The 17,077-nt window shown below is 62.6% G+C and carries 13 protein-coding genes; 7 read left to right on the top strand and 6 right to left on the bottom strand.

The features are described from left to right. Positions 1–31: 31 nt before the first annotated feature. Positions 32–853: an IclR family transcriptional regulator domain-containing protein gene (locus GGR30_RS21400; RefSeq protein ID WP_183490979.1), complete on the bottom strand. Its 822-nt coding sequence runs from the start codon at positions 851–853 to the stop codon at positions 32–34. 223 nt (positions 854–1,076) lie between these two features. Between GGR30_RS21400 and GGR30_RS21395 the strand changes: the two genes are divergently transcribed. The 7 genes from GGR30_RS21395 to GGR30_RS21365 all read left to right on the top strand — a co-directional run bounded on the left by GGR30_RS21395 (position 1,077) and on the right by GGR30_RS21365 (position 7,706). After that, a complete protein-coding gene (locus tag GGR30_RS21395; protein ID WP_183490977.1) occupies positions 1,077–1,880 on the top strand; it encodes a citryl-CoA lyase in 804 nt (267 codons plus the stop codon). A 14-nt stretch (positions 1,881–1,894) separates the two neighbouring features. Continuing rightward, positions 1,895–3,040, top strand: coding sequence for a CaiB/BaiF CoA transferase family protein (locus GGR30_RS21390; RefSeq protein WP_183490975.1), 1,146 nt, complete (start codon positions 1,895–1,897; stop codon positions 3,038–3,040). Between the two features lie 41 nt (positions 3,041–3,081). Then, on the top strand, positions 3,082–3,477 hold the full coding sequence (locus tag GGR30_RS21385; protein ID WP_246414090.1) for a YciI family protein: 396 nt from the start codon (positions 3,082–3,084) through the stop codon (positions 3,475–3,477). A gap of 24 nt (positions 3,478–3,501) precedes the next feature. After that, positions 3,502–4,575, top strand: a complete 1,074-nt coding sequence (locus tag GGR30_RS21380; protein WP_183490973.1) for a C4-dicarboxylate TRAP transporter substrate-binding protein — start codon at positions 3,502–3,504, stop codon at positions 4,573–4,575. Positions 4,576–4,584: 9 nt separating this feature from the next. Continuing rightward, a complete protein-coding gene (locus tag GGR30_RS21375) occupies positions 4,585–5,148 on the top strand; it encodes a TRAP transporter small permease subunit (RefSeq protein WP_183490971.1) in 564 nt (187 codons plus the stop codon). Continuing rightward, complete coding sequence (locus GGR30_RS21370; RefSeq protein ID WP_183490969.1) at positions 5,145–6,458, top strand: TRAP transporter large permease; 1,314 nt, start codon at positions 5,145–5,147, stop codon at positions 6,456–6,458. The genes GGR30_RS21375 and GGR30_RS21370 overlap by 4 nt, the downstream gene beginning before the upstream one ends. Positions 6,459–6,596: 138 nt before the next feature. Further along, a complete protein-coding gene (locus GGR30_RS21365; protein ID WP_183490967.1) occupies positions 6,597–7,706 on the top strand; it encodes a mannitol dehydrogenase family protein in 1,110 nt (369 codons plus the stop codon). Positions 7,707–7,712: 6 nt separating this feature from the next. On the opposite strand, the gene GGR30_RS21360 is transcribed toward GGR30_RS21365, so the two are convergent. From GGR30_RS21360 to GGR30_RS21340, 5 genes are all read right to left on the bottom strand, one after another. Continuing rightward, a complete protein-coding gene (locus tag GGR30_RS21360; protein WP_183490965.1) occupies positions 7,713–8,843 on the bottom strand; it encodes a transporter substrate-binding domain-containing protein in 1,131 nt (376 codons plus the stop codon). Positions 8,844–8,879: 36 nt separating this feature from the next. Continuing rightward, positions 8,880–10,025 carry a calcium:cation antiporter gene (locus GGR30_RS21355; RefSeq protein WP_246414089.1) on the bottom strand — a complete coding sequence of 382 codons (1,146 nt, stop codon included), beginning with the start codon at positions 10,023–10,025 and terminating at the stop codon, positions 8,880–8,882. 109 nt (positions 10,026–10,134) lie between these two features. After that, entirely contained in the window at positions 10,135–14,304 is a 4,170-nt protein-coding gene (locus GGR30_RS21350) for a translocation/assembly module TamB domain-containing protein (protein WP_183490963.1), read from the bottom strand. Positions 14,305–14,435: 131 nt separating this feature from the next. After that, positions 14,436–16,280, bottom strand: coding sequence for an autotransporter assembly complex protein TamA (locus GGR30_RS21345; RefSeq protein ID WP_425488371.1), 1,845 nt, complete (start codon positions 16,278–16,280; stop codon positions 14,436–14,438). Between the two features lie 327 nt (positions 16,281–16,607). Beyond that, positions 16,608–16,880 (bottom strand): YMGG-like glycine zipper-containing protein, encoded by a 273-nt coding sequence (locus tag GGR30_RS21340; protein WP_183490959.1) that lies wholly within the window; start codon positions 16,878–16,880, stop codon positions 16,608–16,610. Between the last annotated feature and the right edge of the window lie 197 nt (positions 16,881–17,077).

Raw genomic sequence — 17,077 nt, 5'->3', positions numbered from 1 at the left:
CTTGAACCTGCGCGGAAAACCTGTCCCTCGGTCAGGTTCCCATTGTCGATTGCAGAACCGGATACCGGCTCATGGCATGCGCGATATGCGATGCCGCTTCCCTGAGCGCGGGCAGTCGTTCCGCGATCATGCTTTCGGGCGTCACCATGCCGGTGTAGCCCGAGGTGTTGAGCGCCGCGATCGTGCGGCCTTCGAAGTTCCTGATCGGCACGGCAAGCGCGGTGATGCCGTAATCGAGCTGGTCGACGGTCGTGGCAAAGCCATCGTCCCTAACGGCCATGATCTTCTCGCGCAGGACATCGGGGTCGGTGACCGTCTTGGAGGTCAGCGCCTCGAGCTTCGCCGTCCTGAGATAGTGTTCCAGCGCCTCGTCGGATTGTCCGGCGAGAAGCACGCGGCCGAGCGAGGTGGCGCCTGCGGGATAGCGCGCGCCGATGACGGCGGCGGCGCGGCGCGCGCGCTGCACCGAGACATGGGCGACATAGATCACATGGTCGCCGTCAAGCGTGCCGACCGAGGAGGCATCGCCGAACTGTTCGACCAGTGCTCTCAGATTGGGCTGCAGCACCTCGTCGATATGGGCGGAAAAATAAAAGGCCGAACTCAGCGTCATTACCTTGGGGCGGAGGTGAAAATGCTTGTTGGTCTGGCCGACATAGCCGAGCGTCTGCAGCGTGATCAGGCTGCGGCGCGCGGCTGCAGGGGAAAGGCCGACGCGGCGCGCCACCTCGCTCAGGGTCATTTCGGGATGGGCGGCGTCGAAACATTCGAGGATCGCAAGCCCCTTGGCGAGCGCTTCCACGAATTCGGCGGGTCGTTCGCTGTCTTCGATGAATTTCAGAACTTCAGCCACGTCATTGTCCTCAAGAACCAGATCCGTAAAGCGCCAGAGTGGGTGAGCCGCATGATGAAAACAAGGCTTATGTCCTTGGCGCGGGACCTGATCTCCCTCCCGATGAAGGCGCCTTTCCGGTCTGTCGGGCCGGGCGGCGCGCTTTCAACTTGACGCTAGAGTAATTGCTCTCTACGATTTCGGCAAGAGGAAATTATTTCGCACAGCGAAAAGGGAGTTTGTTATGCGAATTGGGAAACAGGACGCCGCGTTCACCGCCATTGCCGAATCCGATGCTGAAAGCATCACGGTTCGCGGCCAGGACCTGTGCAGCGAACTGATCGGGAAGATCGATTTCAGCGACTATTTCTGGTTTCTCGTGACTGGTGAAAAGCCCGCGCCCGCGCAGCGACGCATGATGGATGCCTGCCTGGTCTCCATCGCCGAACACGGCCTGGTGCCAAGCGTGCAGGCCGCGCGCATGACCCTTGCCGCGGGACCCGATGCCTGGCAGGGGGCCATGGCGGCCGGCATTCTCGGCATGGGAAGCGTTGTTGCTGGCTCATCCGAAGTGGCCGGGCGCTTTCTCGTCTCCGTAGTGGAGATGGCCGACAGCATGGGCGGGGACCTCGAAAAGGCGGCTATCGAAAGCGTTACGGCACTGAAGGCCGAGCGCCGCAAGGTGCCGGGACTTGGCCATCCGCAGCATTCCTCCGGCGATCCCCGTGCCGACCGGTTGCTGGAAGTTGCCGCCGAACTGGAAATCAGGGGGCGCTACATCGACGCACTCTATATGCTGGCGAAGGTTGCCCCTGGCATCATCGAACGGCCGCTGCCGATCAACGTGTCCGGAGCGATCCCCGCGACGATCCTCGATGCCGGCTGGCCGGTGGATGCGCTGAAGGCCGTCCCGATCGTCGCGCGCACCGCAGGCCTTTCCGCCCATCTCTTCGAGGAAAGCCGACGCTCGATCGGCTTTATCATGTCGCACAAGGCGGACCTCGCCATCGCCTATGACGGCCCCAAGGCCGCCGCGAAAAGCAACTGATCGGGAAGAGCCGGATGGTCAAGATCCTCAAGAACATCAGGGTTATCGAACTCGGCACCTATATCACAGGGCCGGCCGCCGCCATGCATCTCGGCGATCTCGGCGCCGATGTGATCAAGGTCGAGAGGCCGGGCGCGGGCGATCCCTTCCGCGCCTTCAAGGGCGGGCTCTATTCGCCGCATTACCAGACCTATAACCGCAACAAGCGCTCGATCGCGATCGATACCAAGGATCCGGCCGAATTGGCCTTCCTGCACGATCTTGTCTCCACCGCCGATGTGTTCATCCAGAACTTTCGCCCCGGCGTTTCCGAGCGGCTGGGTGTCGGCGAGGCGGACTTACGCAAGGTAAAGCCGGACCTGATCTATTGCGCGATCTCCGGTTTCGGCCAGACGGGACCTGCGCGCGACCGCCCGGCATTCGATACCGTCGCCCAGGCGGCCAGCGGCTTCCTGCGGCTGGTGACGCCGCCGACCAATCCGCGCGTCATCGGCCCGGCGATTGCCGATGCGCTCACCGGGCAATACGCCGCCATGGCCATTCTCGCCGCGCTTCTGGAGCGCACGAGCACCGGCAAGGGCCGACGCATCGATATCTCGATGCTAGAGGCGATGACCCATTTCAACCTCGACAGCTTCACCCATTATTTCGCTGTCGGCGAAGTCATGGGACCGCTCTCGCGCCCGACCGTTTCGCAGAGCTACACATTCGAATGCGCGGACGGAAAATGGGTGGCGATCCACATGTCCTCGCCCGCCAAGTTCTGGGAAGGGCTGCTTCAGGCGACCCGACAGGAAGGGCTTGCCGATGATCCGCGCTTTGCCGAGCGGCTGGAACGCATCCAGCACCAGGACGATCTTATCGAGATCCTGACGCCCGTCTTCAAGACCGAAACGCGGGATGCCTGGTGCGAGAAATTGCTTGAGGCCGGCGTGCCCCATGCGCCGGCTTACGACAGCGACGAGGCGCTCGATGACCCGCAGGCGCAGCACCTGAAGATCGCCGTCGAGATGGACCACCCGGAAAAGGGAAAGACCAAGACCGTGCGCCCGCCCTACAGCTTTGACGAGGCTGTCGAAACCGAGATCGGCGCGCCGCCGCTGCTCGATCAGCACGGTGCTGAGATCCGCGCCGAGATCGCCCGCCGCAAGGCCGGCTGATCGGCGCATATGGCAACGGCCACAAGGAGGAGGTGACCGGCATGCAAGAGACAGAGACCGTTCCGGCGGCAGCCGTGATGGAAGCCAGCAAGGCCATGCTGCAGAAGAAACTGTTCGCCGTCTTCACCGAGGCGACGAACGGCATGGGTCCGGTGTTTGAGAACATGGAGGCCCATCTCGCCTATCAGGTCGGGTTGGAACGGGACGGCGTGCTCTATGCCGCGGGCCCGCTCTTTTCCGATGACGGCGAGAACTGGGCGGGCGAGGGCATGGTGATCATCCGCGCCGAAAGCGTGGAAGCTGCAACCGAGATTGCCCGCAACGACCCCATGCACAAGGCCGGAGCGCGGCGATTCAGGGTACGTCCCTGGATGATCAATGAGGGCCGGGTTTCCGTCCGGCTCGACTATTCGACGCAGACATTCGTGATCGACTGAACGCATCTTTCGGGAGGAGAAAACATGCGTAATTTTCTGAGACTGACGACTGTCGCCATGGTGGCGATGCCCTCGGCGCTCTTCGCGCAGGAAACCATCAACCTGACGGTGGCCTCCAGCCATCCGACGGTGATCCCGTGGGTCGGCATGATCCAGACCCATTTCATGGCAAAGACCGATGAGATCCTCGCCGAGACCGGCGATTACAAGATCAACTGGAATGAGGCCTTCGGCGGCCAGCTCTACAAGGCGAATGCCACGCTGTCTTCCGTCGAGGAAGGCATCACCGATATCGGCTGGGTCTTCTCGCTGCTGGAGCCGGCGAAGCTGCCGCTCAGCCAGGCGACGAGCTACGCGCCGTTCTCCACCGCAAATCCTCAGCTTCAGCTCGAGGTGATGGAAGATCTGATGGAGAACAACGAGGCCTTCCGCGAGGAATGGGAACAGTACAATCTGAAGGTTCTCGGCCTGACCGGCACCGATATGTACGACATCTACACCAAGGAGCCGATCGAAGGCATCGCCGATATCGAGGGCATGAAGATCTCAGCCCCCGGCGTGCTCGGCACCTGGCTGCGCGGAACCGGCGCCAATGCCGTGGACGGCGCGCTGACCACTTTCTACACCGATATCCAGACCGGCGTTTCCGACGGCGTGCTGACGCTTGCGCTCGGCGCGAAGCCTGCGAAGCTCTATGAGGTCGCGCCCTATCTCAACCGCTTCGATGCGGCCGTGTCCTTCTCCGGCGCGCTCGCCATCAACCGCGATATCTGGGATACGCTGCCGACGGAAGTCCAGGACGCAATGATCGAGGCCGGCAAATATTACACCGCCGCCCACGGCAAGCAGCTTCTGGAAGGCCATGAGGCTGCCCTTCAGGCGATGGTGGAACTCGGCGCCGACCAGAACCCGCCGGTGACGCTCGTCGAAATGCCCGAGGAGGAACGTGAAGCCTGGGTTGCCATGCTTCCCGATCTTGCCGGCGAATGGGCCGACAATCTGGAGGCCCAGGGCCTTCCGGCGCGCGAATTTCTGAGCGCCTATATGGACGGTCTGCGCGAACGCGGCGAAACGCCGATGCGCGACTGGGACCAGTAGGGCGGCCCGATGTCATCCACCACCGAAAGCGCCCGTCATCCTGACGGGCGCCCCCCGAACGCCCTCGGGCGGGCCTGGCACATGCTTGTCGATGGTCTTGCGGCGCTTGGAACCGTGCTCATTCTGGTGCTGATGCTGGTCATCTCGGCCGATATCTTCATGCGCAACCTGCTGGGCTCGTCGCTGCCGCTGGTCTCCGAGCTCGGCGCGCTGCTTCTGGTCATGATCGTCTCGCTGCAGCTTGCCACCACCATCCGCGCGGACAGGCTCGCCCGGACCGAGATCTTCTTTCCCGCCTTCAGGCTGAAGCGGCCGGTGGCCGGCAGTCTGCTGTCGGCGATTTTCAATCTCACCGGCGCGGCGATGATCGGCCTGATCGCCTGGTCGAGTTTCCTGATCCTGCAGAAGGACTGGGCGTCCGGCGAATATATCGGGGTCACCGGCATTGCCACCCTGCCGGTCTGGCCGTTCCGCGCCTTCATCGTCCTGGGTGTCAGCGTCGCCGCGCTCGAATTCCTCGTCCGCGCCTTGAGCGACCTTCTCGCCTGCCGAAATGCCGGAGACCATCCATGAGCCCGCTCGAAATCGGAGGCCTGGCGATCGCTGGCCTGCTTGTCCTGATCTATGTCGGCATGCCGATCGGCGTCAGCATGCTGTTCGTGTCCTTCATCGGCGTTGCGGCCATTCGCGGCGAACCGGTTTCCATGCGCATGCTCGGCGCCGTCGCCAACAACTCGCTCAGGGAATATCTCTACGCCATCGTCCCGCTCTTCGTGCTGATGGGCCTTCTGGTGACGATTTCCAAAGTCGGCAAGGATACGTTCGACGTGTTCCAGAAGCGGATGGGCCGGATCACCGCCGGGCTTGGTATCGCCACGGTCTTCGCCAATGCCGTGTTTGCCGCGATCACCGGCGTTTCCATCGCGTCTGCCACCGTGTTCAGCCGGGTCGCGGTGCCGGAGATGACGCGCCACGGCTATACGGCCAAATTCGCGACCGGGGTCGTCGCCGGCTCCTCCGTTCTCGGCATGCTGATCCCGCCCTCGCTGCTGATGATCGTCTATGCGGTTCTCGCAGAGGAATCAGTCGGGCGGATGTTTCTTGCCGGCGTCGGTCCGGGCCTTCTTCTGGCCTTTGCCTTCTCGCTCACCATCTTCCTTCTGGCATGGCTGAAGCCGGATTTCGTCTTCACGCCGGAAAAGCCGGAGACCCACGACGAGGAGATCGGCTGGCTGGCGCTTGCCCGCAAGGCGGTGCCGATCATCTTCTTGATGCTGCTCGTCCTCGGTGGGCTTTATGGCGGTTTCCTCAATCCGACCGAGGCCGGTGCGGCCGGTGCGCTTGGCGCCCTGTTGATTGCGCTTCTGCGGCGCTCGCTGACGCCGCGCTCCTTCTGGAACTTGCTGGTTGAAACCGGGCAGATTACCGTTTCGGTGCTGTTTCTGATTTTGGCCGCGACGTTCTTCAGCCGCATGCTGGCGCTTTCGGGCGTCCCGCGTTTTCTGGCGGAAACCATGCTGTCGGGCCCGATCGGCCCCTATGGCTTCCTTCTGCTCTACCTGCTCTTGATCATCGCGCTCGGTTGCCTGATCGATTCCATCTCGATCATGCTGATCCTGTTGCCGATCGCGTTGCCGGTCGCGGAAGCCGCAGGGTTCGACCTGATCTGGTTCGGCGTACTGACCGTTGTGGCCGTCGAGGTCGGGCTGCTGACGCCGCCATTCGGCCTTTCGGTCTATATCATCAAATCGGCGATCAATGACCGATCGCTGAAAGTCTCCGACATTTTTAGGGGTGCCTTGCCGTTTGTCGGTGCCATGCTCGTTTCGCTCGTCCTGATCGTTGCCTTCCCGGCGATCGCGACATGGCTCGCTCGCCTTTGAACCCCGCTGCGCCGCCATGCACGGCGGCGGCGCATATCGTCCGGAGCAGCTCCACCATCGGGCGCATTTTTGACAATGGATAAATTAAGGCGGATGATGGCCATCTTGTCGTGTGCTGCACAGCAAAGGGGCGCTTAAATGTCGGCGACGCCGATCGTGCAATTCGGCACCAGCCGCTTTCTGCAAGCCCATGCGGACCTCTTCATTTCCGAGGGGCTGAAGGGTGGGAGAGCGGTCGGACCGATAACGGTGGTTCAGACCTCTGGAGATCCCGCACGGGCGCTTCGACTGCGATCGCTTGCCCTCCAGAACGGTTTCAACGTGCGGATTCGCGGTCTGCTTCAAGGCGCCCCCGTCGACAAGATCCTGAAGGTCACCAGCATCTGCAAGGCCTTGTCGACGGCCGAAGACCGCTTGGAGGTCGAGCGGGTTCTGCGCGATGAAGCGGAGATCATTCTCTCCAACACCACGGAGCAGGGGTTTCTGCCCCGCCCGGAAGACAGCAATCCCGCCTTCAGCCAGGCGATGTCCTTTCCCGCCAAACTCGCCCATCTTCTGTTTTCGCGTTTCAGGGCCAATGCCCGACCGCTGCAGATCATGCCCTGCGAACTGCTGCACGAGAACGGGGCGGCGCTGAAGGCGCGCGTGTTGCCGGTCGCCGAACGACTTTCCGCAGATTACGCGCGCTGGCTCGAGACCCGGGTTCTGTGGGTTAACTCGCTCGTCGACCGGATCGTTTCCGAGCCGCTTGAGCCGGCGGGCGCAGTCACCGAACCCTATGCGCTCTGGGCGATCGAAGCTTGTGTCGGCCTGACGCTTCCCTGTTCTCATCCGGCTTTGAAAGTGGTGGGCGATCTTAACGAAGTTGAGACGATGAAGCTCTTCGTCCTCAATCTCGGCCACACCTATCTTGTCGAGAACTGGCAGAGGGCAGGCGGGCGGCAATCATTCGTGCGCGAGCTGATGGAAGAGAAGAATATCCGCGCTGACCTCTTCAACCTTTATATGGATGAGGTGCTGCCGGCCTTCGCCGCCGAGGGACGCGGCGCGGAGGCGGATCGCTATATCGACGAGACGCTCGATCGCTTCGCCAATCCCTATCTCGACCACAAGCTCTCCGATATTGCTCGCAATCATGCGCAAAAGGTCGCGATCCGGATCGGCGGCTTCTTGGGCTTCGCCAATCATGCCGTGCCGGGATACAGGGCTCCAAGGCTTGAGGCGATCCTGGCGCGGCGTGCGGGGTGAGGCGTCTTACCGTTCGTCACCGAAATATCGCTGGCTCAGTTCCTTCACATAACCGCTCTCCTGCAGGGCGAGGAGGCGCACGGTGACCGGATAGATCAGCGTGTCTTCTCCATAGGGCAGGGCGAAGCCGAACTTGTCCGGCGCGAACAGCCGCCCGACGACATCGAGACCGAGGCCCGGATTCTGCGCCTTGTAATATTCCAGCACCGGCGCATCGGCGACCAGCGCGTCGACTTCGGCGCTGCGCAAGGCGTCGACCGCCTCTTCGATCCCGCCAAAGGTGACGAAATCATAGCCCTCGCGTCGCGCCAGATTCTCGGCGGTGGAGCCCCGGAAGACGCCCACGGTCCGCCCGGGCAGGTCGTCGGGTCCGGTGACGCTGCCGGTGATCGCGATATTGGTCATGACGCTGGTGACGGAGGAGGTGACATAGGCGACGACGGCGATGCCGATGACCAGCCAGAAGGCGGCAAAGACCCGGCCGATCCAGCCGAAAAGCCTGGTGCGGCTGGGAAGCGATCCCTTCGTGACCACCAGCATCACCGCATAGAAGCTTTCGGCCACGCCCTCGCGCCAGCGGCGCGGGAAATTCTTGTCGAAATGGCGGTCGAAGAAGGTGAGGCCCACGGTTCCGACAATGATGAAAACCAAGAGCCAGCCATAATAGCGCAGGTAGCCGGCCTCGGCGAGACCATTCCAGATATTGGCGAGCGAGGAGGAGGAGCGATCGTCGACCATGACCCTGAGACCGGAATCGAACCAGGGTTGGGTGAAATCCACCACTTCGGCGCGATCCTCGGTGATCGAGATGGCGCCAACGGCAACATCGAGGTCTTTAGACCTGATGGCGGCGAGAAGATCTGCGATCGTGGGGTATTCGACATAGGTGGCCTTGATGTCGAGCCCGTCGGCGATCTCCTTCCACAGTTCGGCGGCCATTCCGCTGAAATTGCCCTCGCTGTCGCGGGTGACGAAAGGGGGCGTGACGCGGTAGCCGACGCGCACTTCGCGCGGCTGCTCCCCCTCCTGCGCCCATGCGCCCGGCGTTGTCAGAACGGGAACGAGCAGTGAGAGGAGGAGGCCGAGCAAGAAGCTGAGCCCCACCCCTGAAAACCGTGCCTTGCCTGCTGTCGTCATCGTAGGTCCGCCCTTTCCGGCTGCGTTCGTCTTAGCTTATCCACTATAGCTCAGGATGAGAAATGCGATGAAGATCAAGAAGTGAACCGCGCCCTGGAGCACATGTGTGCGGCCGCTCGAAAAGGTTACGAAGCTGACGGACAGGATGAGGACGAGCAACAGCGTGTCGGCGGGCTCGAGGCCCAGTTCCAGATCGAGGCCAAGCAGGCTGGAGATGACCAGCATGATCGGTACGGTAAGGCCGATCGTGGCGAGAACCGAGCCAAGGAAGATGTTGACCGAGGACTGGAGCCGCCGGTTCATGGCCGCGCGGACGCCGCCAATCCCTTCGGGCGTGGTCACCAGGATCGCCATGAGGATGCCGCCGATTGTCGCCGGCGCGCCGAGCGTTTCGATTACGTAGTCGACGGGCCTGGCGAATTGCTCAACGAGAAAAACGACCGGGATGATGTAGCTAAACAGCAGCAGGACATGGAACAGCGCCGGCGCACCGGACCCCTCGTGCGTCTCCTCGTCCTCGGCTTCGTCTGTCGGCTGGGCGAAATAGCCGCGATGCCTGCCGGTCTGGATCAGCAGGAAAACGATGTAGAGCCCCGCGGGCATGGCCCCGACCATGACCTTCTGCAGGGGCGAAAGCGTCGGTCCGGCAGTCGAGAGCGTCAGGTCGGGAAGGATCAGGCTGAAGGCGGCAAGCGGAATGATCACGCCGAGATAGGCATTGGCGCCTTGGAGGTTGAAAGTCAGTTCCCAGTGGCGAAACGCCCCGAGCAGGAGGGAGATGCCGACCATGCCGCCCATGATGATCATCACCACGGAAAACAGAGTGTCTCGGACAAGGGCCGGGTTGTTCTCGCCGTGCAGCATCACGGCGGTGATGCTCATCACCTCGATGCCGGTGATGGAGAGCGTAAGCACCAGCGTTCCGAACGGTTCGCCAAGGCGTTCCGAAAGCGCCTCGGCATGGCGGACAACGCCGATTGCCGTGGCGAGAACGACGAAAAAAAGCCAGGCCATCACCGGGACGAGGTGAAATGGATTGTCGAGACCGGAGAACACCCAGTCCTCGAACAGCAGGACGAGAAGGCAGGTCGCGAGCGTGAGGCCGAGAAAGCGCTCGCGGCGGACAATGGTCCGCAGATCAGGAAGAGAGGTCTTGTGTGCAGCGCGTTCGGGGCTGGGCAAGCGGAAAACTCCTCTTATGGGCCAGCACAGAGAAGATCGGGATGCGCCCGCCACCTATTTCGATTGCCATGATCTCGCCACTATTTCAACTGCTTCGACCGGTCCCTTCCTAGTATTCTTTCTCGTAAAAAATGCCGCCGCTCGCCTCGCCGCGCGATCCGGCGGATCCCTTGACGATGAAATTGCGGCCGATGTCGATATTGACGCTCGCTTTTGTTCCCGTGTCGCGGCTTTGCTCGACTTCGACATAGGTGTTGCTGTTGAGATACTTGCCGACGCTGACGGCCGTATTGCCGGCCGAATCCGTTGTCACGTCGAGATTGTCGATGCCGAGAACATCGCGGATCGAACCGAACAGCGACTGGTCGGTGCCGCCTGTAAGCTGGATCACCGCATCGGCAAGCTGGGCGATCTGCAGTGCCGACAGGTTCGAGGAGGACTGGTTGAACAGAAGCTGGGCCAGAATCTCGTCATCGGGCAAGGCAGGCGTGGAGCTGAGGCTGACCTGGGGGTCGTTCGCGACGCCGGAGAGCGATATGGTGATCGCCGTCGAGCCTGCCGTCGTCTGCGCCTGCAGGTCGATGAGCGGGACCAACGCGCCGCCGAAGGTGATCCGACCGCGGTCGAAATCGAAGCGCCGGTTCAGGATCGACAGGCGACCCCGAATAAGGTCGAATCCGCCGGTGATGATCGGGTTCGCGGTCGTGCCGGCAACACGGATCGTACCGCCGAGTTCGGCGTCGATGCCGCGTCCCCTGACGAAGATGGCATTGGGCGCCGAAACGGTGATGTCGAGATTGAAGGCCGAGCGCGAGTCGGTCGCCTGCTGCGGAGAGAGTTCCTTCGCCTGCCTGAGAACTGCGGCAGAGGCATTCTCATGCACGATATTGATGTCGGCGATCGAGGCCGGCAGCCGGTCGGGAATGACGATGGCGGTTCGCGCCAGATCAATCCGGCCCGACAAGGTCGGCTGGCCGAGAAGAGGTCCCTCCAGCGAAAGCGCGCCATTGGCCGTCGTAGTCAGAAGGCGCCCGTCATTGATGACGGCATTGTCCGCCGAAAGCCTCAAAGAGGCCTGGAAATCGCCGGAAAGGGCAATGCTGCCGCTGATGGTAACCGTGCCGCCGGCCGCAAGCCTGCCGGCGATGTCCTCGACAACCAGCCTGTTGCCGGAGGCCGAGACGCGGCCGCGGATATTGTTGATCGCCAGATTGCGCCTGAGATCGGTCACGCTGTCGATGTTGACGTCGATCCCGCCCGAATAGGACGGCGATTGCACGTTGCCGCCGATGGTCATGTCGACATCGGCATTGCCCGAGACCGCATAGCCGGCATTGGCTGCGATCACGGAGACGAGCGCGAGCGGCAGGCGGCCGTTTACGGCGATATCGAGCGGCATGCTGCCCGAGAGCCCGACCGATCCCGTGGCCCTGGCCGAAAGTCCCTGCGCATTGGTGAGCGTCGTGTCCGTTGTGACGCTGTTGCCCACGTAGCGACCGCTCGTTGAAATACTGAATTGCTGGCCGCCAATGGCGGCATTCTGGGCGACGTTGGCGTTGTTCCAGGACAGGCTGTAATCGGCGGTCGGGCTGGAAAGCGCTCCGCTGGCAGTCACTGTTCCGGAGATCGTGCCCTGGGCGCCGAGGCTCGGCACGAAGGAATTGGCGATCGAAGCATTGACGCCTGCGACATCGACCTCGAGGTTCAGGCGGTCGCCGACGCTGCCGCTGGCGCTGACCGTGCCGCCGCCGATGCCGATGCTGAGACTGTCGATTTCGGCCGCACCGTCTGCGATCGTGATCCTGGCCGGCTTGGCAAGGCTGAGGGCAAGCGACATCGGCGAGCCTTCGAGTTTCGTAAGCTCGATCTCCATCGCGTCGGCGCGGGTCACTTTCGCTTCGGCGCTAACCGGTTGGCCGTCATAGCGGGCGGAGAGGTCGAAGGATGTCGTCGTCCCCTCATTGCGGGCCGAAAGGGCGATGTCGCTGACATTCTGTCCGCTTGCCGTGACGGATCCGACAGTGATCTTGCCGTTCGCCTTCAATTCGGCAAGGTCGGAGACGGTCATGTCAGCCGCGATATTGCGCGCCGTGACCGTCGCGGCGGAAAGCTGGTCGCCGGAGGCATTCAGCGACAGACCCAGCTTGTTTTCCGCATTGTCGAGCGCGATCCGGCCGGAAATGTCGCCCGAAGCCTCCTGGCCGGCCAGCCCGGCGAGAAGCTTCAGGTCGGGGAAATCGAAATTGATGCCGCCGGCCGGCAGGAAGCTGTCATTCAGCGTCAGGTCGCCGGAAAGCGTGTTGCCGCCGACCGCGCCGTCGATCCCGGAGATTTCGATTCCTCCGGCAGATGAAGTCACGTCCGCAGCAAGCGAAAGCGGTGCATTGGCATAGGTGCCCTTTGCCGAAACTGTGCCGGAGGGGGAGGCCGGATCGGCCTTGCCCTTGAGCGAAAGCGAGAAACCCTTCAGCGTCTCGCCGGACAGGACCAGGTTATCGGCGCTCGCCGTCGCCTCGACATCCGGTGCGGAAAGGGGACCGCTGGCCGAAGCGGTAATCTCCGCCGCGCCGCCCACCTGCGGGGCAAGCGTACCAAGCTCGGAGAGTGTCGCCTTCAGCGTGGCGTCGATCGTATCGCCGGAAAGGGCGACGTTGCCCGTCGCGCTGACGAGGCTGTTTTCGATCTTGAGGTCTGAAAGCGTATAGTCGGCGGTCGCAAGATCCGCCGAAAAGCCGGTTTCGATCCGGGTCATGCCGCTGATCATGTCCGACGCGGGAGCGGGCAGGGCATCGGCGAGAACAAACAGGCGCGCATCGCCCGAGGCCTGACGGCCATCCAGATCATAGGAAATCGAGGCCGTGCCGCCGATCGTGCCGCTTTCGAGCTCGGCAGAGGTGATTTCGATCGTCGAGCCGGAAAGCGAGACCGGCGCGGAAAGCGAAATGGGCGCCTGAACGAGCTGGTTCAGATTGTCACTGTCAAAGGAAATGTCCTCGATGGTGAGCGACGTATCGAGCGCGCCGTTTCGCCCCTTCAGATCAAGCCCCGTTCCGCTGGCGACGGCGGCAATGCCGCTGGCGCTCAACTGCGGCATCGAAAGCCGGTCGAGCGTCACGGATGCCTGGAGGTCGGCCTTGTCGGCAGCGCCCGTCAAAGCGAGCGACGCATTTTCGATCTCAAGCGCAAGCGCGTCCTCGCCGAGCGGCCAGGAGAAGGGCACCGGCCCGTCCGTGCCGTTCAGCGTCGCCTTGAGGTCGTTATTTCCTTGGGGGTCATAGGCCCCGGAGGCGGCAAGCGCGAAACTGCCGGTGGTGACATTGCCCTTCGAGATGGCGATGCGGCCGGACGGCGAAAGCGTTACCGCGACGTCGAGCCGCGTCGTCCCCTCGACAAGGCTCGCAAAGGCATCGGGCGTGAGCGGCGCGAACTGGCCGCTGCCGCTGACCGTGACCGTCCGCTCGCCGGCATCATCGAGCTGGTGACGGATATCGATCTCGCCAAGCGCGGAACCGGAAAGCTCTGCCGTCACCTTGCCCTTCCAGTCGGAAAGTGGCCCATCGCCATCAACCGCGATGTTGAGCGCCGGCGCGCCGGGCAATTGCATCAGCGTTGCGACGATGCCGCCCTGGGGTTCGTTCACTTCCGCCTCCAGATCAAGGCGGTTGTCGGCGGGCGCATATTCGAGGTCGGCCTTCACATAGGTTTCCGGTCGGGCCCGGTGCTTCGCGTCCAGAGACGCGGCGATCGTGTCGGAAAGCGCAGTGACGCTGCCCGCCGCGGATAGCGGATAGTCCTCGCCAAGCACGGGGGCGGCGATATCGATCTGGGGAAAGTCGAACCGGTCGATCTCGATGCCGATCGGCAGCGAAAAGCCGCCGCCGCCGGTCTTTTCCTGCGGCGCGGCCTCCGAGGCTGCCGGCAGGCGCTCAAGCGTCACCGACTGCGCGGAGAGGCTTTCGGCCTTGAAACGACCGCTGAAAAGGGCGACCGGCGACCAGTCGAGCACGACATCCTCGACCGTCGCATAGGGTCCGTTGATATCCGAAACCGAAACGGATTCGACGGTGAAATGGCCGGTCAGCGGCGCGCTGACCTCGCCGACATGCACGGCGAAATCGGGCGAGGCGATCCGCTTGGTCACCTGCTGTACGGCGAAATTGGCGCCGAAACCGGTGAAGCCCACCAGGAGGACTGCGGCGAGCGCGATCAAGATCACGCCGGCCAGGAGGCCTGCGACCAGCTTTGTCAGAATTCGAAGCGTTGCCGTCAATAGTCTCATCGTCTGGAGCAATCCCTGATTCATGCCCATTCATAATCTGGGGCAGTCTATACGCGATGGAAGAGGGGGAATACAGCGCCGATAAGGGTTGCCGGCCCGCACTTTTTTGTGCGGCCGGAAGAACCGGCGGCTCAGAAGCTCTGGCCGATCCCCGCGTAGATGCCGAATTTGTCGCCGCCCGGATAACGGTCGAGCGGCAGGGCCACATCGAGGCGGATCGGACCGAAGCCGGTCAGGTAGCGCACGCCGATGCCGGCGCCGGCGCGGATATCGCTGAAATCGGGGAAATTGTCGGCAGACACATCGGCGGCGTCGATGAAGGGCACAACCTGGATGTTCTCGGTTATGCCGATGCGCGCCTCGAGCGTTGCCTCGACATAGGAACGCCCGCCGGTTTCCTCGCCATTGGCGTTGCGTGGCGAGATCGATTTGTAGGCATAGCCGCGCACGCTGCCGCCGCCGCCGGAATAAAAGCGCTGGTTGGCGGGGATGTCTTCCAGGCTGTCGCCGCCGACGATCGTGCCCGCGCCGAGGCGGGCGGCGAGCGTGAAGCGGTCATCCTCTCCGGCGGAAAAATAGGTCGAGCCGACGGCATCGAAGGAAGAATAGATCGTACCGTTGAGGAAGTCATAGGCCGGTTCGGCGGTGGTGACGAGGTAGATCCCCTCGGTCGGGTTGAGCGCGTCGTTGCGGGTGTCGCGGTCGAAGCCGACGGGCAGCGAGAAGGTCAGGTAGTCTTCGGTGCCGAAAGCATCCTCGATATGGGAGTATTCGGTGGTCGCGCCGAGCGTGATCGTGTTGAATTCGTTCTGCTCATAGCTGTAGGTAGCGGAGCCCGCCACCGTCTTGGCATTGTAGGGGTCGGGGTTTTCGGTACCCGCGACAAGGCTCGCGGTAAACATGCCGGAGGGATGAAACAGGCCCGGCTTGGTGAATGTGATGCCGCCTGCATAATCGAGCGAGTCGAGATTGTCGGTAACGCCGATGCGCGAGACGCCAGCTTCCAGTCTCAGCCCTTCCGCCTTGCCGAACAGGTTTCGGTGGCCCCAATAGCCCTCAAGACCGAGACCGTCGATCGAGGAAACCGTTGCGCCGAAGCCGAAATAGCGGAACTTGCCATCCTTGACGGTGATCGTCGTCGGCAACTGGCCGTTTTCATCAAGCGAATCGCCGGTATTGACCACCACGGAATCGAAAGTCTTCAGCGTGCGAAGACGGTTTGCCGCATCGGTAAGCTCTTCCGGCGAATAGGCCTGTCCGGCCTTCAGCCGCGAATAGGTGCGGATGAAATCCGGGTCCACCGCATCGGCGCCCTTGATCGCGATCGGCCCGAGATCGGCCTTTGGTCCCGCATCGGCGTCGATCATCACGTTGATCGTCGCGTTCTCGTGGTTGGCGATGACTTCGCGCCTGGTGATCTTGGCGAAGGGATGCCCGTCATCCTTGAGCTTCGCAACGATGTCCTGGGCCGCCGAAAGAATGGACGTCGAATAGGCCGGCGTTCCGGTGACAAGGCCGAACTCAGCGGCATTGAAGGCCGGCGGCGCATCCTCGATATCGATGTTTGCGAAAGTGAAGCGCGGCCCGGCCTCGATGCTGACCGTGACGGGCACGGGGTTCACGCGATCGAAATTCGGCAGGCCGACAATGTCCTCGATATTCTGGCCTTCGATGCTGATGTTCACCAGCCCGCCGTAATAGGCCCGCTCGAACAGGGAGCCGACGAGGATCTGCAGATCGTCGCGTGCCTTGACAAGAAGGCCGAGGTCGCCGTCGACCGGCTGCTTCTCGTCGCTGACGAGTTGGGAGCGATTGCGCAGGAAACGATCCAGGCCGTCATCGCCGCCGGTTACGGAGAAGGTTACGTTGTAGCGCACCGGATCCTGGACGTTCTCGATCTCCTCCTCCTGTTCGCCCCAGAGATGGACGCCGAACAGGGAAAAGGCGCGGGCCTCGTCGATACCTGACGAATACACCGTGAAAAGCGCTGCGGACAGTAAGAGTCCAGCCCTCAAGGAGGCACGGTTTCTGGATTTTCGCCGGTTGGAACGGGTTACCATGATGTACTCTAAACGATGCCGCTGATCCGCAGATTGAATTGGCGCGACAGTATATTAGCACGGAAGCGGACCGGGCATTCCGCCAAAATCCAAAACCCGGCAACAGCGTTAACCGAACCTTTCGGATGCGCGCGATTGTCGGGCCAGGCTATCAGATTGTGCTGCGTTGCCATCCTCCTGCGGCACGGCCGTACCGGAGGAAAGACCGTCGCCCGGCTCGGCGACGGTCCCGCTCAGGCGTTCTTAGCGCGGGCAGTCGTCGACATATTCGCGGCCATAACGGTCGCGGTAGTAGCACTTGCCCGGCTGGTTTTCGACCGCGCGGCCGACAAGCGCGCCAGCACCAGCGCCGATTGCGCCGCCGAGAAGGGCGCCGCCGAGGCCGCCGCCGTCAATGGCCGTGCCGATCAGAGCGCCGCTGCCGGCGCCGATGGCCGCGCCTTCCTGCGTGGGCGTGCAGGCCGTGGCCGCAAGCGAGAAGACACTGATCATAAGTCCTGCGAATACTTTTTTCATGATTCCCTCATCACCGATTGGTCGCGCTACGACCGGACGCTCCCCGGGGTCCCGTGCCTGCCGCCGCTCTCCTTGTCGCGGCCGTTTATCCGGCCGCTTCTGAAAATACATATCCGAATAGCGCTGATGCGGGAAGCAAAAAAGCGCCCTGCGTCGCCGGCCGGATATGCCCGAGGTAGCAAAATAATGTGTCGGGT

Source organism: Martelella radicis (assembly GCF_014196625.1).
In the GTDB taxonomy this organism is placed as follows: domain Bacteria; phylum Pseudomonadota; class Alphaproteobacteria; order Rhizobiales; family Rhizobiaceae; genus Martelella; species Martelella radicis.
The sequence above is the reverse complement of the archived record's forward strand: the minus strand, read 5'-3'. Positions and strand labels throughout refer to the sequence as shown.